General features: G+C 74.3%; 25 protein-coding genes. 12 read left to right on the top strand and 13 right to left on the bottom strand.

Annotated features, from left to right (window positions below):
• Positions 1-83: 83 nt before the first annotated feature.
• Positions 84-1,901 carry a glycoside hydrolase family 15 protein gene (locus ACGFIA_RS18605; protein ID WP_357387142.1) on the bottom strand — a complete coding sequence of 606 codons (1,818 nt, stop codon included), beginning with the start codon at positions 1,899-1,901 and terminating at the stop codon, positions 84-86.
• 112 nt (positions 1,902-2,013) lie between these two features.
• On the opposite strand from ACGFIA_RS18605, the gene ACGFIA_RS18610 reads away from it, so the two are divergent.
• Positions 2,014-2,601, top strand: coding sequence for a general stress protein (locus ACGFIA_RS18610; RefSeq protein WP_393261067.1), 588 nt, complete (start codon positions 2,014-2,016; stop codon positions 2,599-2,601).
• Positions 2,602-2,653: 52 nt separating this feature from the next.
• On the opposite strand, the gene ACGFIA_RS18615 is transcribed toward ACGFIA_RS18610, so the two are convergent.
• Positions 2,654-3,238, bottom strand: a complete 585-nt coding sequence (locus ACGFIA_RS18615; protein ID WP_357387019.1) for a DUF1684 domain-containing protein — start codon at positions 3,236-3,238, stop codon at positions 2,654-2,656.
• A gap of 103 nt (positions 3,239-3,341) precedes the next feature.
• Between ACGFIA_RS18615 and ACGFIA_RS18620 the strand changes: the two genes are divergently transcribed.
• Entirely contained in the window at positions 3,342-3,824 is a 483-nt protein-coding gene (locus ACGFIA_RS18620) for a MarR family winged helix-turn-helix transcriptional regulator (RefSeq protein WP_393261071.1), read from the top strand.
• An 11-nt stretch (positions 3,825-3,835) separates the two neighbouring features.
• On the top strand, positions 3,836-4,822 hold the full coding sequence (locus ACGFIA_RS18625) for a pirin family protein (RefSeq protein WP_357387015.1): 987 nt from the start codon (positions 3,836-3,838) through the stop codon (positions 4,820-4,822).
• Between the two features lie 45 nt (positions 4,823-4,867).
• Here ACGFIA_RS18625 and ACGFIA_RS18630 read toward each other — a convergent pair whose 3' ends face one another.
• Complete coding sequence (locus tag ACGFIA_RS18630; protein ID WP_013285371.1) at positions 4,868-4,993, bottom strand: hypothetical protein; 126 nt, start codon at positions 4,991-4,993, stop codon at positions 4,868-4,870.
• Between the two features lie 141 nt (positions 4,994-5,134).
• Between ACGFIA_RS18630 and ACGFIA_RS18635 the strand changes: the two genes are divergently transcribed.
• The 3 genes from ACGFIA_RS18635 (at position 5,135) to hrpB (ending at position 10,427) form a co-directional block, all read left to right on the top strand.
• The gene (locus ACGFIA_RS18635; RefSeq protein WP_357387013.1) at positions 5,135-6,724 is read left to right on the top strand and encodes a phospholipase D-like domain-containing protein; all 1,590 of its coding nucleotides are present in this window, start codon (positions 5,135-5,137) and stop codon (positions 6,722-6,724) included.
• Between the two features lie 177 nt (positions 6,725-6,901).
• Entirely contained in the window at positions 6,902-7,723 is an 822-nt protein-coding gene (locus ACGFIA_RS18640) for a SigB/SigF/SigG family RNA polymerase sigma factor (RefSeq protein WP_357387011.1), read from the top strand.
• 133 nt (positions 7,724-7,856) lie between these two features.
• Entirely contained in the window at positions 7,857-10,427 is a 2,571-nt protein-coding gene (gene hrpB, locus ACGFIA_RS18645; protein ID WP_357469290.1) for an ATP-dependent helicase HrpB, read from the top strand.
• Positions 10,428-10,433: 6 nt separating this feature from the next.
• On the opposite strand, the gene ACGFIA_RS18650 is transcribed toward hrpB, so the two are convergent.
• Complete coding sequence (locus ACGFIA_RS18650) at positions 10,434-11,159, bottom strand: protein phosphatase 2C domain-containing protein (RefSeq protein WP_357387007.1); 726 nt, start codon at positions 11,157-11,159, stop codon at positions 10,434-10,436.
• Positions 11,160-11,373: 214 nt separating this feature from the next.
• On the opposite strand from ACGFIA_RS18650, the gene ACGFIA_RS18655 reads away from it, so the two are divergent.
• Positions 11,374-13,980, top strand: coding sequence for a glycoside hydrolase family 9 protein (locus tag ACGFIA_RS18655; protein ID WP_357469293.1), 2,607 nt, complete (start codon positions 11,374-11,376; stop codon positions 13,978-13,980).
• Positions 13,981-14,024: 44 nt separating this feature from the next.
• Positions 14,025-14,345: a multidrug efflux SMR transporter gene (locus ACGFIA_RS18660; RefSeq protein WP_069089914.1), complete on the top strand. Its 321-nt coding sequence runs from the start codon at positions 14,025-14,027 to the stop codon at positions 14,343-14,345.
• Between the two features lie 12 nt (positions 14,346-14,357).
• Here ACGFIA_RS18660 and ACGFIA_RS18665 read toward each other — a convergent pair whose 3' ends face one another.
• Positions 14,358-15,461 carry a GNAT family N-acetyltransferase gene (locus ACGFIA_RS18665; RefSeq protein ID WP_357477567.1) on the bottom strand — a complete coding sequence of 368 codons (1,104 nt, stop codon included), beginning with the start codon at positions 15,459-15,461 and terminating at the stop codon, positions 14,358-14,360.
• Between the two features lie 193 nt (positions 15,462-15,654).
• Between ACGFIA_RS18665 and ACGFIA_RS18670 the strand changes: the two genes are divergently transcribed.
• Positions 15,655-16,920, top strand: coding sequence for an MFS transporter (locus ACGFIA_RS18670; RefSeq protein ID WP_393261078.1), 1,266 nt, complete (start codon positions 15,655-15,657; stop codon positions 16,918-16,920).
• Between the two features lie 23 nt (positions 16,921-16,943).
• Positions 16,944-17,477, top strand: a complete 534-nt coding sequence (locus tag ACGFIA_RS18675; RefSeq protein ID WP_357386999.1) for a GNAT family N-acetyltransferase — start codon at positions 16,944-16,946, stop codon at positions 17,475-17,477.
• A gap of 1 nt (position 17,478) precedes the next feature.
• Here the strand turns inward: ACGFIA_RS18675 and ACGFIA_RS18680 are convergent, their stop codons facing one another.
• From ACGFIA_RS18680 to ACGFIA_RS18700, 5 genes are all read right to left on the bottom strand, one after another.
• On the bottom strand, positions 17,479-17,736 hold the full coding sequence (locus ACGFIA_RS18680) for a UBP-type zinc finger domain-containing protein (protein WP_357386997.1): 258 nt from the start codon (positions 17,734-17,736) through the stop codon (positions 17,479-17,481).
• The gene (locus ACGFIA_RS18685; RefSeq protein ID WP_357477561.1) at positions 17,733-19,313 is read right to left on the bottom strand and encodes a Na+/H+ antiporter; all 1,581 of its coding nucleotides are present in this window, start codon (positions 19,311-19,313) and stop codon (positions 17,733-17,735) included. Before ACGFIA_RS18685 ends, ACGFIA_RS18680 begins: the two co-directional genes overlap by 4 nt.
• Before the next feature lie 37 nt (positions 19,314-19,350).
• Complete coding sequence (locus ACGFIA_RS18690) at positions 19,351-20,316, bottom strand: TIGR03885 family FMN-dependent LLM class oxidoreductase (protein ID WP_357477558.1); 966 nt, start codon at positions 20,314-20,316, stop codon at positions 19,351-19,353.
• An 88-nt stretch (positions 20,317-20,404) separates the two neighbouring features.
• A complete protein-coding gene (locus tag ACGFIA_RS18695) occupies positions 20,405-21,817 on the bottom strand; it encodes an NADP-dependent succinic semialdehyde dehydrogenase (protein WP_357469302.1) in 1,413 nt (470 codons plus the stop codon).
• A gap of 12 nt (positions 21,818-21,829) precedes the next feature.
• Positions 21,830-22,093 carry a DUF6343 family protein gene (locus tag ACGFIA_RS18700; protein ID WP_013285356.1) on the bottom strand — a complete coding sequence of 88 codons (264 nt, stop codon included), beginning with the start codon at positions 22,091-22,093 and terminating at the stop codon, positions 21,830-21,832.
• Positions 22,094-22,256: 163 nt separating this feature from the next.
• Between ACGFIA_RS18700 and ACGFIA_RS18705 the strand changes: the two genes are divergently transcribed.
• Positions 22,257-22,850 carry an antibiotic biosynthesis monooxygenase gene (locus tag ACGFIA_RS18705; RefSeq protein WP_357386991.1) on the top strand — a complete coding sequence of 198 codons (594 nt, stop codon included), beginning with the start codon at positions 22,257-22,259 and terminating at the stop codon, positions 22,848-22,850.
• 99 nt (positions 22,851-22,949) lie between these two features.
• The gene (locus ACGFIA_RS18710; RefSeq protein ID WP_357469305.1) at positions 22,950-23,789 is read left to right on the top strand and encodes a GDSL-type esterase/lipase family protein; all 840 of its coding nucleotides are present in this window, start codon (positions 22,950-22,952) and stop codon (positions 23,787-23,789) included.
• Positions 23,790-23,836: 47 nt separating this feature from the next.
• Here ACGFIA_RS18710 and ACGFIA_RS18715 read toward each other — a convergent pair whose 3' ends face one another.
• From ACGFIA_RS18715 to ACGFIA_RS18725, 3 genes are all read right to left on the bottom strand, one after another.
• A complete protein-coding gene (locus tag ACGFIA_RS18715; protein WP_357386987.1) occupies positions 23,837-24,580 on the bottom strand; it encodes an EcsC family protein in 744 nt (247 codons plus the stop codon).
• A gap of 41 nt (positions 24,581-24,621) precedes the next feature.
• Positions 24,622-24,768, bottom strand: a complete 147-nt coding sequence (locus ACGFIA_RS18720; protein WP_357386985.1) for a hypothetical protein — start codon at positions 24,766-24,768, stop codon at positions 24,622-24,624.
• 94 nt (positions 24,769-24,862) lie between these two features.
• Positions 24,863-25,708 carry a peptidase M23 gene (locus tag ACGFIA_RS18725; RefSeq protein WP_357386983.1) on the bottom strand — a complete coding sequence of 282 codons (846 nt, stop codon included), beginning with the start codon at positions 25,706-25,708 and terminating at the stop codon, positions 24,863-24,865.
• Positions 25,709-26,070 lie beyond the last annotated feature (362 nt).

The raw sequence follows: 26,070 nt of genomic DNA on the forward strand, positions 1-26,070 counted from the left end.
CCCTCATCCTCCCCCACCCGCCCTCTTCGCCGCGTCGATCATGAACTTGGCGGCACTCAGGGAGATCGACTTCGCCGTCAACCTCATGATCGACGCGAAGCGGTAGCGGGGTGGCGGGCGGAGGGGGCGCGGGCGGCGGCGTCGGTGATGCGGCCGGCGGCGATGATCAGGCCGATGTGCGAGTACGCCTGCGGGAAGTTGCCCACCTGCTCGCCGGTGTCCTGGTCGATCTGCTCGGCGTAGAGGCCGAGGTCGTTGGTGCGGGCGGCGAGGCGCTCGAACAGCCGCCGGGCCCGGTCCAGCTCCCCCGCCTCGGCCAGGCAGGCGGCCAGCCAGAACGAGCAGATCACGAACCCGGCCGGGTCGCCGTCCCAGCGGCGCAGCAGCCCGTCGCGGGACAGCCGCCGCTCCAGCACGTCCATCGTGGCGCGCATCCGCGGATCGTCCGCCGGCAGGAAACCGACCAGCGGCATGACCAGCACCGAGGCGTCCAGGTCGTCGGCACCGAACGCCCCGGTGTACGCACCGACGCGCTCGTTCCAGCCGTGGGTGAGCACGGCCGCCCGGATCTCGTCGCGCGCGGCGGCCCAGCGCGCCACGTCGGCGGGCTCGCCGATGCGGGAGCCGAACCGGACCGCCCGGTCCAGCGCGGTCCAGCACTCCACCTTCGACGACACGTAGTGCCGCTGCGGACCACGCCCCTCCCACATCCCCGCGTCGGGCCGGTGCCAGCCGCGCTCGGCCTGGTCGGCGAGCGTCCGCAGCAGGTCACGGACCTCTGGTGACATCGGATCGAGGTAATACCGCATCAGCCAGGCGGCGTCGAGCACCTCGCCCAGCACGTCGTTCTGCCGCTGCCGCCAGGCGTCGTTGCCGACCAGCACCGGGCGGCTGTGCTCGTACCCGGCCAGGTGGTCGAGGTCGTGCTCGGTCAGGTCCCGCTCCCCCTCGACGCCGTACATGATCGGCACCGGTTCGTCGCCGATCCGGCCCATCGCCCGCGCCACCCAGGTGAACTGCCGGTCCGCCTCGTCCGGGCAGGCGGCCCGCCAGAGGGCCTGGAGCGTGAGGCTGAAGTCGCGCAGCCACACGTAGCGGTAGTCGTAGTTGCGGTCGCCGCCGAGCCTCTCCGGCAGCGAGGTGGTGGCCGCCGCGACGACGGCGCCGCTCGGCGCGTACGTCATGCCCTGCACGGCGAGCGCGCTGCGCCGCACCTCGTCGCGGTACTCGCCCTGGTAGTCGTGCAGCGCCGACCAGGACCGCCAGCCGGCGACCGTCTCGGCCACCACCTCGGCGGCGTCGGGCAGCGCCGGTCGCCCCCCGGCGTACGTCGGGGCGTACCCGAGGGTGAAGCGGTGAGCGCTGCCGGCGCGGGCGGTGAACCGTCCGGCGGCGGCCCCCTCGGCGATGGTCAGCGGGACGTCGGCGCGCAGCTCCAGGCGGCAGGCCCCGGCGGTGGCGGCCACCACCCCGTCGTGCTCGGTGAGGTAGGCGCCGACCCGGCCGTACTCGAATCGCGGCGCGTATTCCACACGCATCGGCACCTCGCCGGTGAGCCCTTCGACCAGCCGGACGAGCACCCGCGGCGAGCGCATCCCGATGTCGTGACCCCGCGCGCCGTGCTCCAGCGCCAGCGCGTCGGTGACGGCGACAGTGCCGGTCGCCGTGGTGAAGACGGTACGCAGCACCAGCGTGTCGTCCAGGTACGACCGGCTGCTGGTGGCCGCGCCCTCCGGGCGGATGCTCCAGTGCCCGGCGTCGGCGTCGAGCAGCCGCCCGAACACCGACGGCGCGTCGAACCGGGGCGGGCACCACCAGTTGACCGAGCCGTCGCTGTCGACAAGCGCCGCGCTGCGCCCGTCGGCGAGGAAGCCGTGCTCGCTGATGTGTCGGGTCGGCACGGGTGTGGCTACCCGGCCCGGGGCACCGGCATGCCTCGCCACATCGGTCCGGCCCGGCGCGTTACCGCTGCCCGGCGGCGGGAACGCGGCGGGTTGACGAAGGAGGATGCTCATGACCAGACCCTCGACTCCGACCGCGGCCTGGCAACCCGGAATGCCGGGCAGCGACAACCTCCCGTCCGGCCCGGGCGGTCGCCCGACGCCGCCGAGCGGGGACGGGCACGGCCCACAGGCCGGTTCGGCGACCGTCACGATCGGCTCGTACCCGGACTATCCGTCCGCCCAGCGCGTGGTGGACTATCTCGCCGACAACCGGTTCCCGGTGGAACGTACCTCGATCGTCGGGACGGACCTCACGCTCGTGGAGACCGTGATGGGACGGCTCACCACGGGCCGGGCAGCCCTGTTGGGCGCCGGCACCGGCGCCTGGTTCGGTTTGTTCATCGGGTTGCTGTTCGGCATCTTCACCGCCGGCAACTGGCTGGCGGTGATCCTGGTCGGGCTGGTGATCGGCGCGATCTGGGGTGCCGTGTTCGGCGCCGTCGCGCACGCCATGAGCGGTGGGAAGCGTGACTTCACGTCGGCCAGTTCGCTGCGGGCCGCCCAGTACGCGGTCACTGTGGACGCGGATCTGGCCGGTCAGGCCCAGCAGCTGCTCAGCCGGATGCACCTGACACCGACCGGCGCGACCGCCCGCTGACGCGGGTACGCGACATCGAGGGAGGGCCCCGCCGGGGTCCTCCCTCGTCGCGTCAGTGGTACGCCCGCTCGCCCGCCCGCAGCGACACGTCCACCCGGTTCTCCGGCGGGGCCAGCGGGCACGCCCACCTGTCGTCGTAGGCGCAGCTCGGGTTGTAGAGATAGTTGGCGTCCAGCCGGACCCGGCCGCCGGGCAGCACGGTCAGGCCCCGCCCGAACGTGCCCTTCACCGTGTCGGTGAGGTACCGGCCACCGCCGTACGAGCCGTCGCCGCAGGTGCCGTCGCGCAGCGGCAGGAACAGCCCGCCCCCGTACGCCTCGATCCACCAGAGCGTCAGCGGTCCCCAGGGCGTCTCGGCGACCGCGACCCGCCGGTACGCGACCACCCCGTCCGGGCCGCCGGTGTCGATGCGCAGCTCGCCGGAGGCGGCGCGCAGCGGCGCCTCGACCACTGCCGACGGGTCGGGCGGGTACCAGCGCAGCCCGGTGAAGCCGGGCCGGTCGGCGGGCGGCACCGGGCTGCTGGGGTGGGTGCGGAACAGCTCGTCGCGCGCGGCCCGGAACCCAGCCAGGTCGAGGCCGGACAGATAGAGCCGGGCCACCCGCTCCCGCCAGTCGAGCAGGTCGAGATCGTCCATCCCCCGACCCTATCTTCAGTTTTCAAGAAGGGCGGCATCAGGCACGATGCCGCATGCGGCAGAGGCGCTTGTTTAAATTTTAAATAGTGCTACTCTCGGAGCCATGACGGAGAGCCTGGACGCGGAGCGGATCGCCTGCTGGCGTGCGTACATCGAGTCGAGCCAGCGGCTGTTCACGCGGCTCGAGGACGACCTGCGCGCCGACAGCGACCTGAGCTTCGCCGACTACCACGTGCTGGTGCTGCTCTCCGAGGTGCCCGGCCAGCGGCTGCGCATGGGTGAGCTGGCCGACCGGCTGGTGTTCTCACCGAGCCGGCTGACCTACCAGATCACCACGATGCAGAAGCGCGGCCTGGTGGCGAAGGAGGCGTGCCCGGCGGACCGGCGCGGCAGCGAGGCCGTCCTCACCGCCGCCGGCCTGCTCGCCCTGCGCGAGGCCGCGCCGCACCACCTGCGCTCCGTGCGCGCCCACCTGATCGACGACCTCGACGACGCCGAGGTCGCCTGCCTCACCCGGGTCTTCGAGCGGCTCGGCCGGCGCCTGCGCGTCGACCGCACCGCGTCGTCCACCCCGGCCGACAAGTAAGGAGCCCCGCGATGCCCGCGATCACCGTCGACGACGTCCTCGTCCTGCCCCGCCTGCCGAAGCTCGGCGAGGCCACCGAATACCGCTCGGTCCGCCGGGTCACCACCGCCCCCAGCGGGTACGAGGGCGAGGGTTTCCCGGTCCGCCGGGCCTTCGCCGGCGTGCCGATGACCGAGCTGGACCCGTTCATCCACCTCGACCAGATGGGCGAGGTCGACTACGCGCCGGGCGAGCCGAAGGGCACCTCCTGGCACCCGCACCGCGGCTTCGAGACGGTGACCTACATGATCGACGGGATCATGGACCACCAGGACTCGACAGGTGGCGGCGGCACCATCACCGACGGCGACACCCAGTGGATGACGGCAGGTAGTGGTCTTTTGCACATCGAGGCGCCGCCGGAGCACCTGGTGATGAGCGGCGGGCTGTTCCACGGCCTCCAGCTCTGGGTCAACCTGCCCCGGGTGGCCAAGATGAGCGCGCCCCGCTACCAGGACATCCGCGGCCGGGAGTCGGCGTTGCTGACCACGCCCGACGGCGGTGGCCTGATCCGGGTCATCGCCGGGGAGGTCGCCGGGCACCGGGGCCCGGGCTCGACGCACACGCCGATCACCATCGCGCACGTCACGTTGCAGCCCGGCGCCGAGCTGAGCCTGCCGTGGCGGTCTGACTTCAACGCGCTGGTGTACGTGCTTGCCGGCCGTGGCACTGTCGGCACCGACCGGCGGCCGATCCACCTCGGCCAGCTCGCCGTGCACGGGCCGGGCGAGGCGCTGCGGATCACCGCCGACCCGACGCAGGACTCCAACACCCCGGCGCTGGAGCTCTATCTGATGGGCGGCCAGCCGATCCGCGAGCCGGTGGCGCACTACGGCCCGTTCGTGATGAACACCCGGGCCGAGCTGATCCAGGCGGTCGAGGACTTCCAGGCCGGCCGGCTCGGGGTGATCCCGACCGGGCGGGTGCCGCACAGCGACGGCCAGGGCGACCGGCCCTGACCCGCTCCGGGCGCCCCGGTTCGCCGGGGCGCCCCGGCGGCGGCCTCAGGAGACGGCGAAGATCCCGGCCACTCCGAGGATCACCATCAACAGGACCGCCACCAGCGCACCCCGCTCCCCCTCCACCGCCTGGTCGCGGTCGGTCACGGTGTTCGTCGTCTCGGCGGGCATGTCGGTGCCTCCTCGGTTTCGCGATCCAGGGGTCCGGCGCACCCCTGGCGCGCGGCGCCGACGCCGACCTGCTGCTCGACGTGCGGGGCCCTGCCGGGGGTCCTACCGTGTGAGGACGTCGTCGACCTCGGGGGGTGGAACGTGACTCTGCGGGACTGGTTCCTCACCGCACAGGAACGCGCCAACCCGAGGTCTGAGTTACCCGCCTGGACCGATGGAAACCTCGCCGAGCCACTGATTCACGGTGCCGCGTACTTTGACCGCCTGGTCAGCGAGGTGGAGTCGTTGTCGGCGGGCGACCACCTGTTCTTCACCGACTGGCGTGGCGACCCGGACGAGCGGATGCGCCCGGACGGCCCGACTGTGGCGCAGCTGTTCGCCCAGGCCGCCCAGCGCGGGGTGATCGTCAAGGGCCTGATCTGGCGCTCCCACCTCGACACGCTCTCCTACAGCGAGGCGGAGAACCGCGACCTCAGCGAGGCGATCCGCGCGGCCGGCGGCGAGGTGTTGCTCGACCAGCGGGTCCGGCGCGGCGGCTCGCACCACCAGAAGCTGGTGGTGCTGCGCCGCCCCGGCGACCCGAGTCGCGACGTCGCCTTTGCCGGCGGCATCGACCTGTGCCACAGCCGCCGCGACGACGCCGACCACGCGGGCGACCCGCAACCTGTCGGCATGTCCCCCCGGTACGGCCCCACGCCGCCCTGGCACGACGTGCAGCTCGCGGTGCGCGGGCCGGTGGTCGGCGCGCTGGACACCACGTTCCGGGAACGGTGGACCGACCCGATGCCGCTGGACTCGGAGAACCCGACGGCGTACCTGCGGGACCGGCTGCGCGGCTCCGACCTGCGCCCGGACCCGCTGCCCGCGCAGCCCGCCGACCCGCCGCCGTGCGGGCCGCACCACGTGCAGGTGCTGCGCACCTACCCGGCGGTGCGGCCCCGCTACTCATTCGCCCCGGACGGTGAGCGCACGGTGGCCCGCGGCTACACAAAGGCGGTACGCCGGGCCCGGCGACTGATCTACCTGGAGGACCAGTACCTCTGGTCGACCGAGGTGGCCGAGCTGTTCGCGCAGGCGCTACGGGAGCACCCGGACCTGCACCTGGTGGCGGTCGTGCCCCGGCACCCGGACGTGGACGGCCGGCTCGCGCTGCCGCCGAACATGGTGGGCCGGGAACAGGCGCTGTCGCTGTGCCACCGGGCCGCGCCGGAACGGGTGCACGTCTTCGACGTGGAGAACCGCGAGGGCACGCCGGTCTACGTGCACGCCAAGGTCTGCGTGGTGGACGACGTCTGGGCCAGCGTGGGCAGCGACAACTTCAACCGCCGGTCCTGGACGCACGACAGCGAGCTGTCCTGCGCCGTCCTCGACGACACCCGCGACACCCGCACGCCGGCCGACCCGGCCGGGCTGGGCGACGGTGCCCGGGTGTTCGCCCGCGACCTGCGGCTGTGGCTGTGGCGCGAGCACCTGGACCGCGATCCCGGCGGCGGGCAGGACGACGACCTGCTGGACCCGGCGGACGCGGTGGCGGCGATCACCACGACGGCGGAGGAACTGGAGCGCTGGCACGCCGGCGGGCGCGTCGGTCCCCGCCCGCCGGGCCGGTTGCGGCCGCACCACCCGGAGCGGTTGCCCTGGCGTACGCGGCTCTGGGCGCTGCCCGCGTACCGGCTGGTCTACGACCCGGACGGCAGGCCGCTGCGGGCCCGGCGAGCCGGTACCTGGTGAGACCCGAATCAACCGCTTCACACCGTTCACACCCGCCTACACCTTAAGTACATCGTACTTTCGGCTAGATTTCCGCAGGACGATCGGGCTATGGTGGCTTCCAAACGTAGGACCAACACCTAAACCTAAGCGTCACGTCTTTTTTCTTCCGTGGACGAGGTGCAGGGAGGACCACCCATGACCGCTCCCACGACGAGCGCCCCGGCGACCACGCCGGCCGGCTCCGCGAAGCTCGACCCCCGCTCGCTCACCGACAGCGCCGCCGACCTGCTCGCCGCGATGGCCGCGCTGCCCGCCGACCACCCGTCCCGGCCCGCGCTGCGCGACCGCGCCATCGAGGCGTGGCTGCCGCTGGCGAACCACCTGGCCCACCGCTACAGCGGCCGGGGCGAACCCAACGACGACCTGGCGCAGACCGCCGCCATCGGCCTGATCAAGGCGATCGACAAGTTCGACCCGTCGCGCGGCGTCGACTTCGCCGGCTACGCCATCCCGACCATCATCGGGGAGCTGAAGCGCCACTTCCGCGACCGCACCTGGGACATCCGGGTGCCCCGCCGGCTCCAGGAGCTGCGGCTGGCGATCTCCGACGCCAACAGCACGCTGCTCCAGACGCTCGGCCGCTCGCCGACTGTCGCCGACATCGCCGCCCACCTCAAGCTCACCGAGGAAGAGGTCCTGGAGGGCCTGGAGGGCGCTCGCGCCTACAACGCGGTGTCGCTGTCCACCCCGACCGGCGACGGCGAGCGGGCCACCGAGCTGGGCGACCTGCTCGGCGGCGAGGACGGCGAGTTCGAGCTGGCCGAGATGCGGGTCGCCCTCGGCCCGGCGCTCGCCACGCTCGACCAGCGCGAGCAGAAGATCCTCACGCTGCGCTTCTACGGCAACCTGACCCAGTCGCAGATCGCCGAGCAGATCGGCGTCTCGCAGATGCACGTGTCCCGCCTGCTGGCCCGGGCGCTGACCAAGCTGCGCGGTCAGCTCGACGGAACGTACTAGCAAGGGGGCGGCGGCCGGGTCGGCGGACCCGGCGTCGCGGCCACCCGGCCCGGTCGGCGGTGCGCCGGCCGGGCCGTTCCGCGTTCCCGGGGGCAGCGCGGACCGTCCAGCGGTGCGGTGCGAGAGTGGGTCAGTGCTCGCCGACATCCCGCTCGACCTGCCGGTCCGCCCGGTCCTGCCGGCGCTCGTCGACGCGCTGCGCGAGCGGGGCGCCGCAGTCCTGGTGGCGCCGCCGGGCACCGGCAAGACCACCACCGCGCCGCTCGCGGTCGCCGACGCGGTCACCGGCCGCGTGGTGATCGCCCAGCCCCGGCGGGTGGCCGCCCGCGCCGCCGCGCACCGGATGGCCGCCCTGCTCGGCGAGCGGGTCGGCGACCGGATCGGGTACGCGGTGCGCGGTGAGCGCCGGACCGGGCCGCGTACCCGGGTGGAGGTGGTCACCACCGGCCTGCTGGTCCGCCGCCTGCACCACGACCCGGAGCTGCCGGGCGTGGCCGCGGTGCTGCTCGACGAGTGCCACGAACGGCACCTCGACGCCGACCTGGCGCTGGCGTTCAGCGTCGAGGCCCGGGCGACGCTGCGCCCCGACCTGTGGCTGCTGGCGATGTCGGCCACCCCGCAGACCGACCGGTTCGCCGCGCTGCTCGGCGCCGGCGACCCCGCTCCCGTGGTACGCGCCGAGGCGGCGCTGCACCCGGTCGAGCGGGTGTGGGCGCCGCCACCGCGCCCGGTGACGCCGCCCGGCGCCGGCCGGGTCGACCCGGCACTGCTCGACCACGTGGCCGCCACGGTCCGCCGGGCGCTACGTGAACGCGACGGTGACGTGCTCGTCTTCCTGCCCGGCGCCGGTGAGATCGGCGCCGTCGCGCGCCGCCTGGCCGATCTCCGCGACATCGCGGTGCTGCCGTTGCACGGACGGCTGCCCGGGCCCGCCCAGGACGCGGCGCTCACCCCTGCTGCCGGACGGCGCGTGGTGCTCGCGACGGCGGTGGCGGAGAGCAGCCTGACCGTCCCCGGCGTCCGGGTGGTGGTGGACGCCGGACTGAGCCGGGTGCCCCGCACCGACCTGGCCCGAGGGCTGGGCGCGCTGGTGACGGTGCCGGTGTCGCGGGCCGGGGCCACCCAGCGCGCCGGCCGGGCCGGACGGGAGGCGCCCGGCGCTGTCTACCGCTGCTGGTCGGAGGCGGCGCACGAGCGGCTCGCCCCGCAGCCCGAACCGGAGATCGCCACCGCCGACCTGACCGGGTTCGCGCTGGAGCTGGCGGCCTGGGGCACACCGGACGGCACCGGGCTGGCGCTGCCCGACCCACCGCCGCCGGCCGCGCTCACGGTGGCGCGGGAGACGCTGACCACGCTCGGCGCGGTGGACCACGACGGCCGGATCACCGCGCGGGGACGGGCGGTCGCGGCGGCGGGCACGCATCCCCGGCTGGCGCGGGCGCTGCTGGACGGCGCGCCCCGGGTCGGTGCCGACCGGGCCGCCCAGGTGGTGGCGATCCTCGGCGAGGACACGCTGGGCGGGACGGGAGACGACCTGCCCGCACGCTGGCGCCGGCTGCGCGACGGCACCGATCCGGGCGCCACCGCGCGCTGGCGCACCGAGGTACGCCGCCTGCGCGCCGCCCTGCCCGCCGACCGGAACCCCGCCGGCACCCCGGCCGGATCGACGCCGCACCGCAGCGGGAGCGGCGAACCGTCGGCCGGCGACGAGCGGGAGCGCCTGCCCGACGATCTGGCCGCGGGGCTGCTCGCCGGGCTGGCGTACCCGGAACGGCTGGCCCGGGCACGGCGGCCGGGCGGGTCCGCGTACCTGATGGCCGGCGGGACCGCCGCGGAGCTGGCGCCCGGGTCGGGGCTGGCCGGAGCGGCGTGGCTGGCCGTCGCGGTGGCCGACCGTTCCCCCGGCGCGCCGTCCGCCCGGGTGCGGCTGGCCGCGCCGATCGACGAGGCGACCGCCCGGGAGGCCGGTACGGCGCTGCTGCGCTCCGGACGGGAGGTGACCTGGTCCGGCGGGGACGTGGTGGCCCGGGAGGTGGTGCGGCTCGGTGCCGTCGAACTGGTCGACCGGCCGCTGACCGCGCCGGAGCCGGAGCTGGTCGCGGCGGCGCTGCTGGACGGGCTGCGGCAGGAGGGGACGGGCCTGCTGCGCTGGACGCCGGAGGCAACCGGGCTGCGCCAGCGGCTGGCGTTCTGCCGCCAGGCGCTCGGCGACGACTGGCCGGACGTCACCGACGCGGCGCTGCTCGCCGGCGCGCCCGTCTGGCTCGGCCCGGAGCTGGCCCGCGCCCACCGCCGGGCCGACCTCGGCCGGGCGGACGTGGCGACGGCGCTGCGGCGGCTGCTGGACTGGCGGCAGGCGGCGCGGCTGGACGAGCTGGCCCCGGAGCGGCTCGCGGTGCCCAGCGGCTCGCGGATCCGGGTCGACTACGCCGATCCGGCCGCCCCGGTGTTGGCGGTGAAGCTCCAGGAGACGTTCGGCTGGCGGGACGTGCCACGCGTCGCCGACGGGCGGGTGCCGGTGCTGCTGCACCTGCTCTCCCCCGCCGGACGGCCGGTGGCGGTCACCGCCGACCTGGCGTCGTTCTGGCGCACCGGATACCCGCAGGTACGGGCGGAGCTGCGCGGACGCTACCCGCGCCATCCGTGGCCGGAGGACCCGACCACCGCCGAGCCGACCCGCCGGGCCAGCCCGCGCCGGCGGTGAGGGCTGCTACTCCTCGACCACGTCGGCGATCACGACGGTGATGTTGTCCGGGCCGCCGGCCCGCAGCGCCAGGTCGATCAGCCGGGCCGCGCAGGCGTCGCGTTCCGGCTGCTCGCTGAGCACCTCGGTGAGCGTGTCCGCGCGGACCACGTTGGAGAGGCCGTCGCTGCACAGCAGCCAGCGGTCACCGGCCCGGGGCACCATCGTGGCGTACGACGGGGAGACCTCGTCGCCCTGCAACGCCTGGGTCACCACTGCCCGCCGGGGGTGGCTGCTGGCCTGCTCGGCGGTGATGACGCCCTGGTCGACGAGCATCTGCACGAACGTGTCGTCGCGGGTGACCTGCTTGAGCACGCCCTCGCGGTACAGGTAGGCCCGGGAGTCGCCGACGTGCGCCACCGCCAGGCAGCTGCCGGTGCGGGCGAACAGCAACGCGGTGAGCGTGGTGCCCATGCCCTGGCGTTCCGGATCCTCCTCGACGGCCTGGCGGATCCGCGCGGTGGCCACCTCGATCCCGCCCTGGAGCGCGGCGACGAGCGCGTCCTCCGGCGTCTCCACGTCCAGCGGGGCGATCGCGTCGATGGCGATGCGGCTGGCCAGGTCGCCCGCCGCCATGCCGCCCATGCCGTCGGCGACCGCCACCAGCCAGGCGCCGGCGTGCTGCGCGTCCTGGTTGCCGCTGCGGATCAGCCCACGGTCGCTCGCTCCGACGGAACGAAGCTTCAGGGTCATGGGTCGCAGCCTGCCAGGTCTAGGGCTCGGATGTCTCTAGGAGATCACTGACATCGTACGTGGCGCGCGGAATCCCGCCGCGCGCGGGCGCGCGGCAGCTCATCGGGCCGGATCGATTGACAGCGACGGAACGCGGTGGAAACATCGGGCTGATATTGGGAGCGCTCCCAGTTCCCGGTCTCCCCCACCACCCCCGAGCACGGAAGGAACCTCCGTGACCCGATCCCGTCGTCGGCTCGCCGCGATCGCGGCTACCACGCTGGCGCTCACCGGCCTCACCGCCGGCCCGGCGAGCGCCGAGGTGCCGCCGGACGCCCCCGAACAACTACGCAACGGCGACTTCAGCGCCGGTGTCTCACCCTGGTTCTCGTACGGCACCGGCGACCTCGCTGTCGTCGACGGCCGGCTCTGCACCTCAGTCGCCGCCGGCACCGCCAACCCGTGGGACGCCGGCATCGGCCAGGACGCGGTGCCGCTGACCCAGGGCGCCGAGTACGAACTCTCCTTCGACGTCTCCGCCACCCCGGGCGCGGCCGTCAAGGCGGTGCTCCAGCTCGGCAGCGCCCCCTACACCACGTACGCGAGCGTCGACGCGACCGCCACCGGCACCGCGAAGCACGTCACCACCACCTTCACCTCGCCGGCCGACAACCCCACCGCCCAGCTGATCTTCCAGGTCGGCGGCAGCGCCCAGGCGCAGACGTTCTGCCTGGACAACGTGTCGCTGCGCGGCGGGGAGCCGGCGCCGCCGTACGAGCCGGACACCGGTCCGCGGGTCCGGGTCAACCAGGTCGGCTACCTGCCCGGCGGCCCGAAGCACGCCACTGTGGTCACCGAGGCCACCGAGGCGCTGCCCTGGCAGCTCAAGTCGGCCGCCGGCTCGGTGGTCGCCAGCGGGCAGACCGCTCCGCGCGGCACCGACGCCGCCTCGGCGCAGAACGTGCAGACTGTCGACTTCTCCGCGTACCGCACGCCGGGCACCGGCTACACGCTCACAGTGGACGGCGAGACCAGCCACCCGTTCGACATCTCCGGCGCGCTCTACGACCGGCTGCGCGCCGACTCGCTGCAGTTCTTCTACGCCCAGCGCAGCGGCATCGAGATCGACGGCGACCTGATCGGCGAGGAGTACGCCCGCCCGGCCGGCCACCTCGGCGTCGAGCCCAACCAGGGTGACACCGACGTGCCGTGCCAGGCCGGCGTCTGCGACTACTCGCTGGACGTGCGCGGCGGCTGGTACGACGCGGGCGACCACGGCAAGTACGTCGTCAACGGCGGCATCGCCGCCTACCAGCTGCTGAGCACGTTCGAGCGGACCAAGACCGCCGAGACCGCCGACGGCGGCGCCGCCCTGGGCGACGCCACGCTGCGGGTGCCCGAGCGCGGCAACGACGTGCCGGACGTGCTCGACGAGGCCCGCTGGGAGGTGGAGTTCCTGCTCCGCATGCAGGTCCCGGCCGGCAAGCCGCTGGCCGGGATGGTCCACCACAAGATCCACGACCGGAACTGGACCGGCCTGCCGCTGCAGCCCCAGGACGACCCGCAGCCGCGCGAGCTGCACGCGCCGTCCACCGCCGCCACGCTGAACCTCGCCGCCGTCGCGGCGCAGTGCCAGCGCCTGTACGCCCCGTACGACGCCGCGTTCGCCGCCCGCTGCGGCACCGCCGCGAAGACCGCGTACGCGGCAGCCAAGGCGCACCCGGCGATCTACGCCTCGGCCACCGACGGCACCGGCGGCGGCGCGTACGACGACACGAACGTCAGCGACGAGTTCTACTGGGCCGCCGTCGAGCTGTGGCTGACCACCGGCGACAAGGCATACCTGGCCGACGTCACCGGCTCGCCGCTGCACACCGCCGACGTGTTCGCCGCGAACGGCGCGTTCGGCTGGCAGAGCGTCGCCGCGCTGGGCCGCCTGGACCTGGCCACCGTGCCGAACACGCTGCCCGCCGCCGAGAAGACCCGCATCCGCGAGTCCATCACCGCCGCCGCCGACAGCTACCTGGCCACCATCGCCGGCCAGGCGTACGGGCTGCCGTTCCCGGGCAGCGCCGACGCGTACGTCTGGGGCAGCAACAGCAACCTGGTGAACAACGCGATCGTGCTGGCCACCGCGTTCGACCTGAGCCGGGACGCGAAGTACCGCGACGGCGCGGTGCAGGCCGCCGACTACCTGTTCGGCCGCAACGCGCTGAACATGTCGTACGTGACCGGCTGGGGCGAGCAGCACGCCCGCAACCAGCACAGCCGCATCTTCGCCCACCAGTTGAACCCGGACCTGCCGCGCCCGCCGGCCGGTTCGCTCGCCGGTGGCCCGAACGCCGCGCTCCAGGACCCGTTCGCGGCGAACCTGCTCGCCGGATGCGCGCCGATGTTCTGCTACGTCGACGACATCAACTCGTACGCGACGAACGAGGTGGCGATCAACTGGAACTCGGCGCTGGCCTGGCTGGCGTCGTTCCTGGCCGACCAGGGTGACGCCGGCGCGGTGCCGGCGCCGTCCTGCGCGGTCACCTACACCACCCACGGGAGCTGGCCGTCCGGCTTCACCACCCAGGTGACGGTGCGCAACACCGGCACGAAGGCGGTGAACGGCTGGACCCTGCGCTGGGCCTTCCTCAGCGGCCAGAAGGTGAGCCAGTCGTGGTCGGCGCAGGTCGGCCAGAGCGGCGCCACCGTCACCGCGAAGAACCTGTCGTGGAACGCGAAGCTGGCGCCCGGCGCCAGCACCACGTTCGGCTTCAACGGCGTCTCCTCCCCCGGCCCCAATCCCGACCCCGGGCTGGTCACGCTGAACGGAAAGGCCTGCACGGTCTCCTGACCGGGCGGATCGGGCGCCATCGCAGGACCGGGTACGGTCCTGCGATGGCGTACCTGTTCCTGCTCGGCGCGATCACCGCCGAGGTGATCGGCACCAGTCTGCTCAAGGCCACCGACGGCTTCACCCGCCTCTGGCCGACGCTCGGCCTCGCCGTGGCGTACCTGTCCGCGTTCGGGCTGCTCTCGCTGGCCGTGAAGGACATCCCGGTCGGCGTCGCGTACGCGGTCTGGTCCGGCCTCGGCACCGCCGCCATCATGGCGATCGGCGCGGCGTTCCTGGGTGAGCCGCTGAGCGTGGCGAAGGTGGTCGGGGCTGGGCTGGTCATCGCCGGGGTGGTGGTGCTCAACCTCGGCGGCGCGCACTGAGCACGGCCCGGCTCAGGCCGGCCGCCCCGCCGCCCGCAGCAGCCGGAGCTGCCCGATCTCGGCCACGTTCTTCATCAGCTCGGCGTTCACCCAGCCGGCGAGGTGCGCGACGGTGAGCCCCGCGTCGGCGGGCCAGGGGTACGCGGCCGGCCGATCCAGGTCGGCCGCGGTCAGCCCGTCCAGCACGTCCGTCCACTCCGCCCGCAGCTCCCGCAGCCAGGCGACCGTGTCGTCGCCCGGCCCGGGCCACCGGATGTCGTCGCGTTCCCGCGCCGGTCGCTGCCGCACGTGGTCGGCGGCGACCGACCACCACCAGCCGATGTGCCAGCTCAGCCACGCGATCGTGGGCACCGGGACCGGGTCCGGCTCGGTGTCGGCCCAGTCGGGACGCCACCCGCCGTCCGGGCCGGGACGCATGGTCCAGCAGAGTCCGCCCGGCTCCCAGAGGAAGTCCGCCGGCTCCAGCCGGTCGAGGTGGTACTCGGCGAGCGCCCAGGTCAGGTCGAACTGCCGGCGCAGCAGGGTGTTCACGGGGGCGGACACCGCGCGATCGTGGCACGGGACGCGGTCCCGGTCGACCGGTTGACCGCTCCCGGCCCCCGTGCGGGGGACGGGGCGGCGCATCGCGATCCGCTCGGCCGGGTCGAGGCCCAGTGCCGCCTCGGCGGCCAGCAGCTCGATCAGGCCCGCGGTCAGCTCCGTCCCGCGCAGCTCGCGGAATCCGCACCGCACGTAGTAGGGCCCGTTCCACGGCACCGAGCGGAACGTGGTCAGCGTCAACGCCGGCAACCCCTGCGACGACGCCCACCCCGCCACCCGGTCGAGCAGACGCCGCCCGATGCCACGCCGCGCGTACGCCGGGTCGACGCTGAGCTGCTGCACGTGCGCCGCGCCGTCGACCACGTCGGCCAGCACGAACGCGATCGGCCGGTCGGCCGGGTCGGTCGCCACCCACAGCCGGCCGGCGCGCTGCCCGGCGGCCAGCGCCTCCACCGGCAGCGGCGGCATGTCGGCCACCAGGGTCATGCCGATCTCCCGGAACGGGGCACCGGAGGCCACCTCGATCCGCTGCACCTCGGTCAACTCGTCGGCCCGGGCGATCCTGCTGCGCTCCACGGCGCCGACCCTGGCAGAGCGGGGACCGGCGGGCGAGCGGATTTCCCGTGTCGTGCTCCGGGTGTTCCGGCGGCGACCAGCGCCGGCGACGCCCCGCTGGGCTCGCGGTGTGACAGGCGTCGCCCCGAGCGGGGCTCCGGGCCGACCGGAACAGTCCTAGCGTCGACCCCATGGCCCTCGCCGGACCCCGCTGATGGGGCGCGTCTCGCCGCTCCCGCCGCCCGGGCCGCTGCGCACGCTCGCGTACGCCACGCTGGCCAACACCGTCGGCGCAGGGCTGTGGCTGGCGGGCGGGGCGCTCTACCTGACCCGGGACGTGGGGCTCTCCGCGACCTCGGTGGGTGCCGGGCTCACCGTCGCCGGGCTGATCGGGCTGAGCGCGAGCGTGCCGCTGGGCGGGCTGGCCGACAGGTGGGATCCGCGTACGCTCCGGGCCGCCCTCCAGGTGGGCCAGGCGGTCGTCGCGCTGGCGTACCTGATGGTCGGCTCGTTCCCGGTGTTCCTGGCGGTGGCGGTGCCGGAGGCGCTGCTCGCGGCCGGCAACCTGGCGGTACGGGCGGCGCTCGTCGCCGCGGTGGGCGGCCCGGACGGCCGGGTGCACGCCTTCGCCACGCTGCGCGCGGTGGCGAACCTCGGCATCACCGTCGGTACCGCGCTGGCCGGGATCGCCCTCGCCGTGGACACGCACCGGGCGTACCAGGTGCTGATCGTCGGCAACGCGGCCACCTACCTGCTCTCGGCGGCGCTGCTGCTGCGCCTGCCGCCGCAGCCGGCCGCCGACGGCGCGCGACGCACGCCCGGCACCCTGAAGCGCGGCAATCGGCTGCGACGCGGCGGGCCGCTACGGGACGGACGGTTCCTCGCGGTCAGCGGCGCGTCGGCGGTGCTGAGCACGCACGTGACGGTGCTCGTGCTCGTCGTGCCACTGTGGATGGTGGACCGGGCCGGCGCGCCACCGCCTGTGGTGTCGGCGGTGCTGCTCGTCAACACGGTCCTCACCGTGCTGCTCGCGGTACGGCTGAGCCGGGGCGCGGAGCGTGCCGCCCCGGCCGCCCGGAAGCTGCGCCGGGCCGGGCTGGTGCTCGCCGCGGCGACACCGCTCTACGCCGTGACGGGCGTCCTGCCGGTGCTCCCGGCGGTCGTCCTGCTGCTCGTCGCGACCGCGGTGTGGACGGTGGGCGACCTGTGGCACGGCGCGGCCGGCGCGGGCCTCGCCTACGACCTGGCCCCACCGGGTGCGATCGGCGCCTACCAGGGCGCGGACGGCCTGGTCGCCGGGCTGGCCCAGGCGCTCGGCCGGGGCCTGCTCACGCTGCTGGTGCTCGGCGGCGGTCCGGTCGGCTGGCTGGTGCTCGGCGGGATCTTCGCCGCCGCCGGGCTGACCGCCCCGGCGCTGACCCGCCGCGCGGTGGCGAGCCGGGCCGCGCCCGCGAGGCGACCCGCCGGCGTGCCCGGCTGAGCGCGGTGTAGCAGCATGGCGGGATGACCGACCGGCAGAGCATCACGATCCGCCCGGGTGGACCCGGCGACGCCCCCACGCTGCTGCGGCTGCTCGACAGCGCCACCGCCTGGCTGACGGAACTCGGGCGTACCGACCAGTGGGGCAGCGAGCCGGCGTCGATCGACCCGCGTCGCATCGCCCAGGCCGACGCGTGGGCCGCCGGGGACGGGCTGTACCTCGCCGAGATCGACGCGACTGTGGTGGGCGCGCTCGTGGTGGGTGCGGCCACCGAGTATGTGCCGCCGGCCACCGGGCCTGAGCTGTACGTGAACCTGCTGGTCACCGACCGGGCGTACGCGGGGCGCGGGGTCGGGGCGCGGTTGCTGGAGTACGCGGCGGAGCTGGCCCGCGAGCGCGGTGTCGGCCTGCTGCGGGTGGACTGCTTCCGCAGCCCCGACCGGGCGCTCGTGCGGTTCTACGAGAGCTGCGGGTTCACCGCCACCGAACCGTTCACCGTGGAGCGGCCGGGCCGCCCGACGTGGACCGGGCAGGTGCTGGAGCGCCGGGTCGGCTGAGTCAGCCGATCTCCTCGTCCACGAAGCACCAACGCCACGACTCCCCTGGCTGGACCGACCGCATCACCGGGTGCCCGCTCGACTCGAAGTGCTTCGTGGCGTGCTGGTACGGCGACGAGTCGCAGCAGCCCACGTGCCCGCAGGTCAGGCAGGCGCGCAGGTGCACCCAGTCCGGGTTGCCGATCGCCACGCAGTCGGGGCACTCGGTGGTGGTGCCGGGTTCGGCCGTACCGGCCTCGGCCAGGTGCTCGCAACTCATTCAACGACCTCCTGTCGCAGCAGGGACTCCTCCAGATCCAGGTCACGATAGGCGCGGGTGAGCACCTCCTCCGGGATCCGGCCGGAGTCGCGGGCAGCCCGGAACACCTCCCGCTCGGCGTCGATCATCTCCTGCCGCAGGCGGGCGTACGCCTGGGACGGGGTCTCCCGTTCCGTGCCGCCGAGCCGTTCCCAGGCCAGGTTGGCGCGGGAGGTGGTCAGCCCGCGCAGGCGTTCCACCACCGCCTCCGGCGCGCCGGCGGCCAGCTCGTCGAGGCGTTCCCGGGCGGCCCGGCTGGCCCGTTGCTGCACCCCGGCGGCGGACAGCGCGTCCTGCACCGGGTCGTCCGGGGGCAGCCGCAGCCGCCGGGCCAGCCAGGGCAGCGTGGCGCCCTGGCCGACCAGCGTCGCGACGATCACCGCGAAGGCCAGCCAGATGAGCAGCGCACGCGGGTACGGCGTGTCGCCGGCGAGGGTGAGCGGCAGGCCCAGCGCGGCTGCCAGCGTCACCACGCCCCGCATGCCGGCCCAGCCGACGACGACGGGAAACTGCACCGGCGGCGCCGGGTCGCGCCGGCGGATCCGGGGCACGAGGCGGGCCAGGTAGGTGGCCGGGAACACCCAGGCGAACCGGGACAGGAAGACCGCGGCCAGCACCCCGGCGGTGATCGCGGCCAGCGAGCCGATCGGCTCGTCGAGGTCGCGTACCACCTCCGGCAGTTGCAGGCCGACCAGCAGGAACACCAGCCCTTCCAGCAGGAACCGGATGAGCCGCCAGAACGCGGTCACCTGGAGGCGGGAGGCGGCCGACAGCAGCGTGGGCAGCCGGTGCCCGATGCCGAGGCCGGTCACCACCACGGCGACCACACCGGAGGCGTGGATCTCCTCGGCGGCGAAGACCACGGCGAACGGCACGATCAGCGACAGCGCGTTGTCCAGAACCGGGTCGGTGATGCGCTTGTGCAGGTAGCCGAAGACCACCACGCCCAGCAGACCGACCAGGATGCCGCCACCGGCCGCGACGACCACCTCCCGGGCCACCGCGCCGACGCCGACGCCGCCGGTGGTGGCTGTCGCGGCGACGATCGCCACCCGCAGCAGCACCAGCGCGGTGGCGTCGTTCACCAGGCTCTCGCCCTCCAGGATGGTGACGACCCGGCGGGGCAGTCCGACCCGGCGGGCCACCGCGGTGGCGGCGACCGCGTCCGGCGGCGCCACCACCGCGCCGAGCGCCAGGCAGATCGCGTACGGCAGCTCGGGCAGGAACCAGTGCACGACGGTGCCCACCACGAACGCGGTGAAGACAACCAGCCCGACGGCGAGCAGCAGGATCGGCCGCAGGTTGAGCCGGAACGCCGGTACGGACGTCTCCAGCGCCGCCACGTAGAGCAGCGGCGGCAGGATGCCCACCAGCACCAGGTCCGGGTCCAGCCGCACGTGCGGGAAGAACGGCAGGAAGGACAAGGCGAGGCCGAGCACCACCAGCAGGATCGGTGCCAGCAGGCCGAGCCGGCGGGCCAGCGCCGCGCCGAAGGTCGCGATGGCCAGGAAGACCACGACCTCGAACAGTGCATCCACGACCGTCGAGCCTATGCGGCGGCGGGCCGTTGTGGGATCAGGCGGCGGAGCGCAGCTTCGGCAGCACCTCGGCGCCGAACGTGTCGATGAACGCGCGCTGCTCCTGCCCGACGTGGTGCAGGGCGATCTGGTCGAAGCCCAGCGCCACGTACTCCTCCAGCCAGCCGATGTGCCGGCCCAGGTCGGCGGAGACGTTCACGGTCTCGGCGACCTTGGACATCGGCACGTCGGCGCTCGCCACGTCGAAGTGCTCGGGGGTCTCCAGGTCCCAGCAGACCGGCGGGGCGAACACGTTGCTGCGCCACTGCTCGTACGCGATCGCCTCGGCCTCGGCCTGCTCGGGCGCCCAGCTCACGTGCACCTGGAGGTGCAGCGGGCCGCGCCCGCCCGCGTCCCGGTAGGCGTCGATCATCTGCCGCAGGTGCTCGACCGGCGCGTTGACGGTGATCAGCCCGTCCGCCCACTCGGCGCACCAGCGCGCGGTGGCGACGCTGACGGCGGCGCCGACGAGCGCGGGCGGCTCCTCCGGCCGGGTCCACAGCCTCGCCCGGTCCACGGTGACGAGCCCGTCGTGGCTGACCTCGTCGCCTGCGAGCAGCGCCCGGATCACGTCGACGCACTCACGCAGCCGTGCGGAGCGCACGTCCTTGCGCGGCCAGACCTCGCCGGTGATGTGCTCGTTCGCCGCCTCGCCGGTGCCCAGGGCGGCCCAGAACCGGCCCGGGTACATGGCGCCGAGCGTGCCGATGGCCTGCGCGATGATCGCCGGGTGGTAGCGCTGGCCGGGCGCGTTCACCACGCCGAAGGACAGGTTCGTGGCCTGGAGCGCGGACCCGAGCCACGACCAGGCGAACCCGGACTGCCCCTGCCGTTCGCTCCACGGCGAGAAGTGGTCGGAGCACATGGCCGCGTCGAAGCCGGCGCGCTCGGCGTGGATCACCGCCTCCAGCAGCCGGGCCGGATGGATCTGCTCGTGGGATGCGTGGAAGCCGAACGCCGTCATGGTCGCCACTCCTACCCACCCCGGTCCGGATGTAAGCAGGGGCCCCTTCTTAACGCCTCCGGTAGAGGAAGGGGCCCCTGTTAACACCTCACTCGGAGTGCGCGCCGGCCCCCGCGCCGGCCTGGCCCTCGCCGATCCACACGGTCTTGGTGTTGCAGAACTCGCGCATGCCGGCGGCGGACAGCTCGCGGCCGTACCCGGAGTTCTTCACGCCGCCGAACGGCAACTCCGGGTAGGACGTGGTCATGCCGTTGATGAACACGTTCCCGGCGTCCAGGTCGACGGCGAAGCGCTCCTGCTCGGCCAGGTCGTTGGTCCAGGCGTTGGAGCCGAGGCCGAAGCTGGTGCCGTTGGCGACCTCGATCGCCTCCTCGTACGAGCCGACCCGGTAGAGCCCGGCGACCGGCCCGAACACCTCCTCGCTCCACATCCGCATCTCCGGGCGCAGGTCGGTGACCACAGTCGGCGGGTAGTACCAGCCGTCCCCGGCCGGCTTCTCGCCGCCGCAGAGCACCGTCGCGCCCTGGTCCACCGCGTCGGTGACCTGGGCGTGCACCTCGTCGCGACCGCGCTCACTGGCGAGCGGGCCGACGTCGGTGCCGTCGTCCATCGGGTCGCCGACGCGCAGCGCCGCCATCCGGGCGGCGAACTTCTCGGCGAACGCGTCGAAGACGTCGGTGTGCACGATGAACCGCTTCGCGGCGATGCAGGACTGCCCGTTGTTCTGGCAGCGGGCGGTGGTGGCGACCTCGGCGGCGGTGTCCAGGTCGGCCGAGGGCATCACCACGAACGGGTCGCTGCCGCCCAGCTCCAGCACCGTCTTCTTGATCTCCCGGCCGGCGATCTGGGCGATGGACCGGCCCGCCGGCTCGCTGCCGGTGAGCGTGGCGGCGCGCACGCGGGGGTCGCGCAGGATCCGGTCGACCGCGTCGGAGCCGACCAGCAGCGTGGTGAACGCGCCCTCGGGGAACCCGGCCCGGCGGAACAGATCCTCCAGGTAGAGCGCGGTCTGCGGCACGTTCGAGGCGTGCTTGAGCAGGCCGGTGTTGCCCGCCATCAGGGCCGGGGCGGCGAACCGCATCACCTGCCACAGCGGGAAGTTCCACGGCATCACCGCCAGCACCGGGCCGATCGGCTGGTAGCGCACGTACGCCCGCTTGGCCTTGACCGCGGCGGCGTCGGCGGGCTCGTCGGCGAGCATCCGCGGCGCGTTGCCGGCGTAGAAGCGGCAGGCGGTGGCGCACTTGGTGACCTCGGCCTTCGCCGCCGCGTACGTCTTGCCCATCTCGGTGGTCATCAACCGGGCCGTCTCGTCGCGCTCGGCGTCGAGCAGGTCGGCAGCGGCGAGGAGCCAGCGGGCCCGCTGCGCGATTGTGGTGTCCCGCAACTGCCGGAAGGCGAGGTCAGCCCGCTCGATCGCGGCGTCGATCTGCTCGTCCGACATCGCCTCGTACGTCTTGAGCACCTGTCCGGTGGCGGGATTGGTGGTGGCGATGGGCATCTCGTACTCCTGTCACTCGAACAGCGAGTGCCGCACGCCCGGCTCCTCCCGGCGGCGCGCGGCGCGGCGGCGCTGGATCACGACCAGGTCGACCACCGCCACCACGGCGAGCAGCGCGCAGACGACACCCAGCCAGGCGATGTCGGCGGCGAACGCGAGCACCGCGAAGACGGTCATCACGACCAGACCGAACGTGGCGAGCGCGAGCCGCAGGTTCAGAGCGCTGTTCGCGTGGCCGACCGTGCCACGGGCGCGACGGGGCTGTGATCGGGTCATTCCTGTCGCCTACCCCGGCTCGGGCGGGGATAACCGGCGGGCGGGGGAACGCCGGTGATCCGGGACACCCGGCGGGTGGCCGCCGGATGCGCCCGGTGGACGGGTGCGTTACATCGGTCTGCCGGTTCCGGCGGAGATCCCGCGGGCCGGTGGAGAGGATGGCATGACCACGACTCAGGCCGTACCCGTGACCGTCGCCGTGTCCCGGCGCGCTGACCCGGCGCGTACCCACGAGGTGGTGGCGTGGATGCGGGCCGGGACGGCGCTGGCGGAGGGCTTCCCGGGCTTCCTCGGCGCCGGTTTCGTCCGCAGCGCCCCCGGCTCGGGCGAGTGGCACGTGATGTACCGGTTCGCCGACGCGGACACGCTGCGCGACTGGGAGGAGTCGCCGCAGCGGCGCTGGTGGCTCAGCTCCGCGCAGGGCATCGTCGAGCACACGCGGGTGGAGCGGCGGACCGGCATCGAGGGGTGGTTCGCCCCGCCGGTGGACCACGTGGTCGAGACGTTCGGCGGGCCGGAGCCGGCCGCGCCGCCGCGCTGGAAGCAGGCCGTCACGATCTGGCTGGCGTTCTTCCCGCTCAGCCTGGCCGCCACGCTGCTGACCACGAGGTTCCTGTCCGGCGTGCCGCTGGCCGGCCGGACGCTGCTCATGACGCTCGTGCTCACGCCGCTGATGACCTACCTGGTGCTGCCCCGGATCACCCGGGTGCTGCACCGGTGGCTGCACGGCCGGTCGGCGCCCACACGGCAGATGTGAACGACAGTCGTCGATGCCCGATAGTCGACAGAACCGCCGCCGGGACCCCGCCGGGGCATAGGGTCGACGCGCCCGTTGCCGCCGCCGGACGGGGGACCGATGAGACGCTGGATCGCCGCGCTGGCCTGCCTGGCGGCGCTCGTCGCGCTCGCCTGTGACGGCGCCGGCGAGGCGTCGCCCCGGCCCTCCGGCACGCCCCGCCCCGGCGAGCCCCGGGTGCTGACCGCGCTCGGCGACTCGGTGACCACCGGCTACGGCTCCTGCCTGGTGCTGGTGAGCTGCGAACGCAACTCCTGGTCGACCGGGGACGGCCTGCGGGTGGGGAGCGTCTACCGGCGGCTGCGCGCCGACGTGCCGGGGCTGCGGGCGTACAACCGGGCGGCGCCCGGGGCTCGCGCGACGGCGCTGAGCGGCCAGGCCCGGTCGGCGGTACGCGACAAGGCCGACCTGGTCACCGTGCTGATCGGGGCGAACGACGCCTGCCGGGGCGACGTCGACGACATGACTGCGGTGGCGACCTTCCGCGACCAGGTGGACGCGGCGCTGGCGGTGCTGCGCGAGGGCCGGCCGAAGGCCCGGGTGCTGGTGACGAGCATCCCGGACCTGTACCGGCTCTGGCAGATCGGGCACACCGAGCCCCGCGCGGTGCGGGCCTGGTCGCGGGGCGTCTGCCCGGCGCTGCTGGCCGACGCCACGTCGAGCGCGCCCGCCGCGGCGGCCCGCCGGGCCCGCGTCAGGGACCGGATCGAGGCGTACGACGGGCAACTCCGTGCCGCCTGCCGGGCGTACGGTTCGCGCTGCCGCTTCGACGGCGGCGCGGTGCACCGCCACCGCTTCACGCTGGAGCAGGTGAACGTGCTGGACTGGTTCCACCCGAACGCGGCCGGGCAGGACCGGCTGGCGGAGGTGGCCTGGAACGCCTCCGGCTGGGCGAGCTGACCGGCCGGCACCGGCCGCCCGGGGCGGGTCGGCCGGCGCGCGGCGGGTCAGGGCCGGCGCGGGCCGGGTAGCTGCTGGTGGCCGGCGGCGCGGTAGAGGGCGCGCGTGCGGTCGGCCAGCTCCTTCGTCGCCGACGAGTTGGCCCAGGTGCCGAGCACGATGGCGGCGCCGGGCACGATCTTGGCGAACATCCGCTTGGCGGCGCGTACCCCGGCCATCCGGGCCAGCCGGACGCCGAGCTGGAGCATCACCCGGCCCAGCGCCCGGTCACCGGCGGCGCCGAACAGCGCGCCGGCCCGTTCCCGGCCGGCGGCCACGCCGAGCGCCAGGCGGGCGGCCTGGGCGGCCTTGTGCACCCGCTGGAGCACCAGCAGGTCGGTGGCCCGCTCGGGGTCCGTCGGGTCGGCGCCGTAGGCGGCCGCGACGTGCAGCACCAGCCGGGCCTGGGTCCAGGCCAGCACGCCCACGTCGATCACCGCGCCGGGCAGCCCGGCCGCGCCGGACACCGCGCCGGAGAGCCGGGCGTGGTTGACGAACTTGCGTACCGCCTGGTCGGCGAGCTGCTCCGGTGGCGTGTCGGGCCGAAGCGCCCGCTCCCGGGCGGCCCACTGCGCGGCCTCCGGGCCGAGCCGGCGTACCGCTTCCAGGGCCAGGTGCTCCGGCGCGTACTGCGGGTCCGCCCGCATCCGGTCCCACAGCTTGGCCGGTGGCGCCTCGGGCGCCTCCACCGGCGGGACGGGGGCGGTGGGGACGGCGTTGGGCTCCCCGTCGACGGGGGCGGGGTCGGTCACGAAGGGCTCCGGAGGGCTCGTGCGGCGGGGGGCGACGCGGGTCAGCGCCGGCGCGACTGGAGCCGGGTCGCGATCTGCCGAAGCCGGGCCTGGTTCTCCGGCTTGGACATCTCACGCCGGCCGCGCTCGACCAGCTGCTGGCCCCGCGGCGACCGCAGGAAGGCGGTGATCCGTTGCATCAGTGACATGAGGGTCCTCCCGTCCCGCGGTCCCCTTCATGTGTACCTGGGACCGGCAAGCCCTCTGATACCCGAATCGCCCCTTCGGCAACCCCCGTCCGGGTCAGCCCAGGATCTCGGCCACCACCTCGCCGGCCCGCCACTCGTGCTGGGCGTACGCGTCCGGGAACGCCGAGATCTGCACCGCCTGCGCGGCCACCGAGAGCGGCAGGTTCTGCCAGCCGGGGATCTCCGCCAGCGCGGACAGGAACGCCTTCGTCGCGTACTCGGGGTCCATCAGCTGCTCGACGGTGCCCCAGCCGCTGCTCGGGCGCTGCTGGAACAGCCCGACCGAGTCGTGGTCCCAGCCGATCGCCTGGTGCGGGTAGCTCTGCGACTCGGGCAGCACGCCGCTGGCGTAGTTGAGCAGGGTGCTCTCCTGCATGGCGGTCGCCACCGCGATGACCAGGGCCCGGCGCGGCATGCCCATCTTCTGGCCGGCCTGCACGATCTTCTTGGCGTTGTTCATCTGGGTGCGGTCGAGGCCGGCGACCGGGACGATCTGCCGGACCGTCTTCTTCGGCTTGGGCTTGGCGGTCGCCTTCGGGCTCGCCGTAGCGGACGGGGAGGCGCTGGGGGTGGCCGGGGCGGTGCTCGGGCGGGCCATGGCCCGGGAGGCCGGGTCGACCGCCGCGCGCTCGGCGACCTCCGCCGAGGGCGCCGGGCTCGCGGCGCGCTCCGGGGCGCCGAAGCCGGCCTGGCTGACGCCGACCAGGCCGAGGCAGCAGGCCGCGCCAGTGGCGACCGCGAGCTTCGTCCGGCCGGGCCGGGGGTTCGTCGGTGCCCAGAAGCGGGTACGTGGGAAGAGCCGTCGGAGCGTCGCCGACCGGTTGGTGGAGGAGGTATCGTCCGAACGGTCAGCCGGGCGGCCGGAGCCGAACGGGTCGTCGAGGTTGCCGTCGTTACGCATCCGACGAGGCTAGGCAGGGCAAACCGGGATCACCCAGGCCGATTGAGTGGCCCTCGCCACACTTTGGCCAGCATAAAGCGGACATGTCGCCCCGGCGTCGGTCGGCCGGTGACGGACCTCGGCAACCGGGCCAATCACCCGGGCGACAGTGGGCATACCGGGCCGGGCACTAACGTCGCAGACCTCCCGGTCCCGGCCGATGATCGACTAACTCGTCCGTTCGGACGATCCGGATATCGGTCGCCGGACCGGGGCGTAGCCGAATCGTGATCATCATCCGGGCATCGGACGTGGCCGTAACGGAATGGACCACGCACCCCGGTACGTTGGCCGAACCGGGGAGGCCGCACGGTCGGCACTCC

Origin of the sequence: Micromonospora sp. NPDC049203 (assembly GCF_043197215.1) — a bacterium.
Taxonomy (GTDB): Bacteria; Actinomycetota; Actinomycetes; order Mycobacteriales; family Micromonosporaceae; genus Micromonospora.

What these genes read in the sequence shown, in the direction of transcription:
- ACGFIA_RS18610 (WP_393261067.1), top strand. Translation starts at nt 2,014, where the DNA reads ATGACCAGACCCTCGACTCCGACCGCGGCCTGGCAACCCGGAATGCCG.
- ACGFIA_RS18615 (WP_357387019.1), bottom strand. Translation starts at nt 3,238, where the DNA reads ATGGACGATCTCGACCTGCTCGACTGGCGGGAGCGGGTGGCCCGGCTC.
- ACGFIA_RS18620 (WP_393261071.1), top strand. Translation starts at nt 3,342, where the DNA reads ATGACGGAGAGCCTGGACGCGGAGCGGATCGCCTGCTGGCGTGCGTAC.
- ACGFIA_RS18625 (WP_357387015.1), top strand. Translation starts at nt 3,836, where the DNA reads ATGCCCGCGATCACCGTCGACGACGTCCTCGTCCTGCCCCGCCTGCCG.
- ACGFIA_RS18630 (WP_013285371.1), bottom strand. Translation starts at nt 4,993, where the DNA reads ATGCCCGCCGAGACGACGAACACCGTGACCGACCGCGACCAGGCGGTG.
- ACGFIA_RS18640 (WP_357387011.1), top strand. Translation starts at nt 6,902, where the DNA reads ATGACCGCTCCCACGACGAGCGCCCCGGCGACCACGCCGGCCGGCTCC.
- ACGFIA_RS18650 (WP_357387007.1), bottom strand. Translation starts at nt 11,159, where the DNA reads ATGACCCTGAAGCTTCGTTCCGTCGGAGCGAGCGACCGTGGGCTGATC.
- ACGFIA_RS18660 (WP_069089914.1), top strand. Translation starts at nt 14,025, where the DNA reads ATGGCGTACCTGTTCCTGCTCGGCGCGATCACCGCCGAGGTGATCGGC.
- ACGFIA_RS18670 (WP_393261078.1), top strand. Translation starts at nt 15,655, where the DNA reads ATGGGGCGCGTCTCGCCGCTCCCGCCGCCCGGGCCGCTGCGCACGCTC.
- ACGFIA_RS18675 (WP_357386999.1), top strand. Translation starts at nt 16,944, where the DNA reads ATGACCGACCGGCAGAGCATCACGATCCGCCCGGGTGGACCCGGCGAC.
- ACGFIA_RS18680 (WP_357386997.1), bottom strand. Translation starts at nt 17,736, where the DNA reads ATGAGTTGCGAGCACCTGGCCGAGGCCGGTACGGCCGAACCCGGCACC.
- ACGFIA_RS18690 (WP_357477558.1), bottom strand. Translation starts at nt 20,316, where the DNA reads ATGACGGCGTTCGGCTTCCACGCATCCCACGAGCAGATCCATCCGGCC.
- ACGFIA_RS18695 (WP_357469302.1), bottom strand. Translation starts at nt 21,817, where the DNA reads ATGCCCATCGCCACCACCAATCCCGCCACCGGACAGGTGCTCAAGACG.
- ACGFIA_RS18700 (WP_013285356.1), bottom strand. Translation starts at nt 22,093, where the DNA reads ATGACCCGATCACAGCCCCGTCGCGCCCGTGGCACGGTCGGCCACGCG.
- ACGFIA_RS18705 (WP_357386991.1), top strand. Translation starts at nt 22,257, where the DNA reads ATGACCACGACTCAGGCCGTACCCGTGACCGTCGCCGTGTCCCGGCGC.
- ACGFIA_RS18710 (WP_357469305.1), top strand. Translation starts at nt 22,950, where the DNA reads ATGAGACGCTGGATCGCCGCGCTGGCCTGCCTGGCGGCGCTCGTCGCG.
- ACGFIA_RS18720 (WP_357386985.1), bottom strand. Translation starts at nt 24,768, where the DNA reads ATGTCACTGATGCAACGGATCACCGCCTTCCTGCGGTCGCCGCGGGGC.
- ACGFIA_RS18725 (WP_357386983.1), bottom strand. Translation starts at nt 25,708, where the DNA reads ATGCGTAACGACGGCAACCTCGACGACCCGTTCGGCTCCGGCCGCCCG.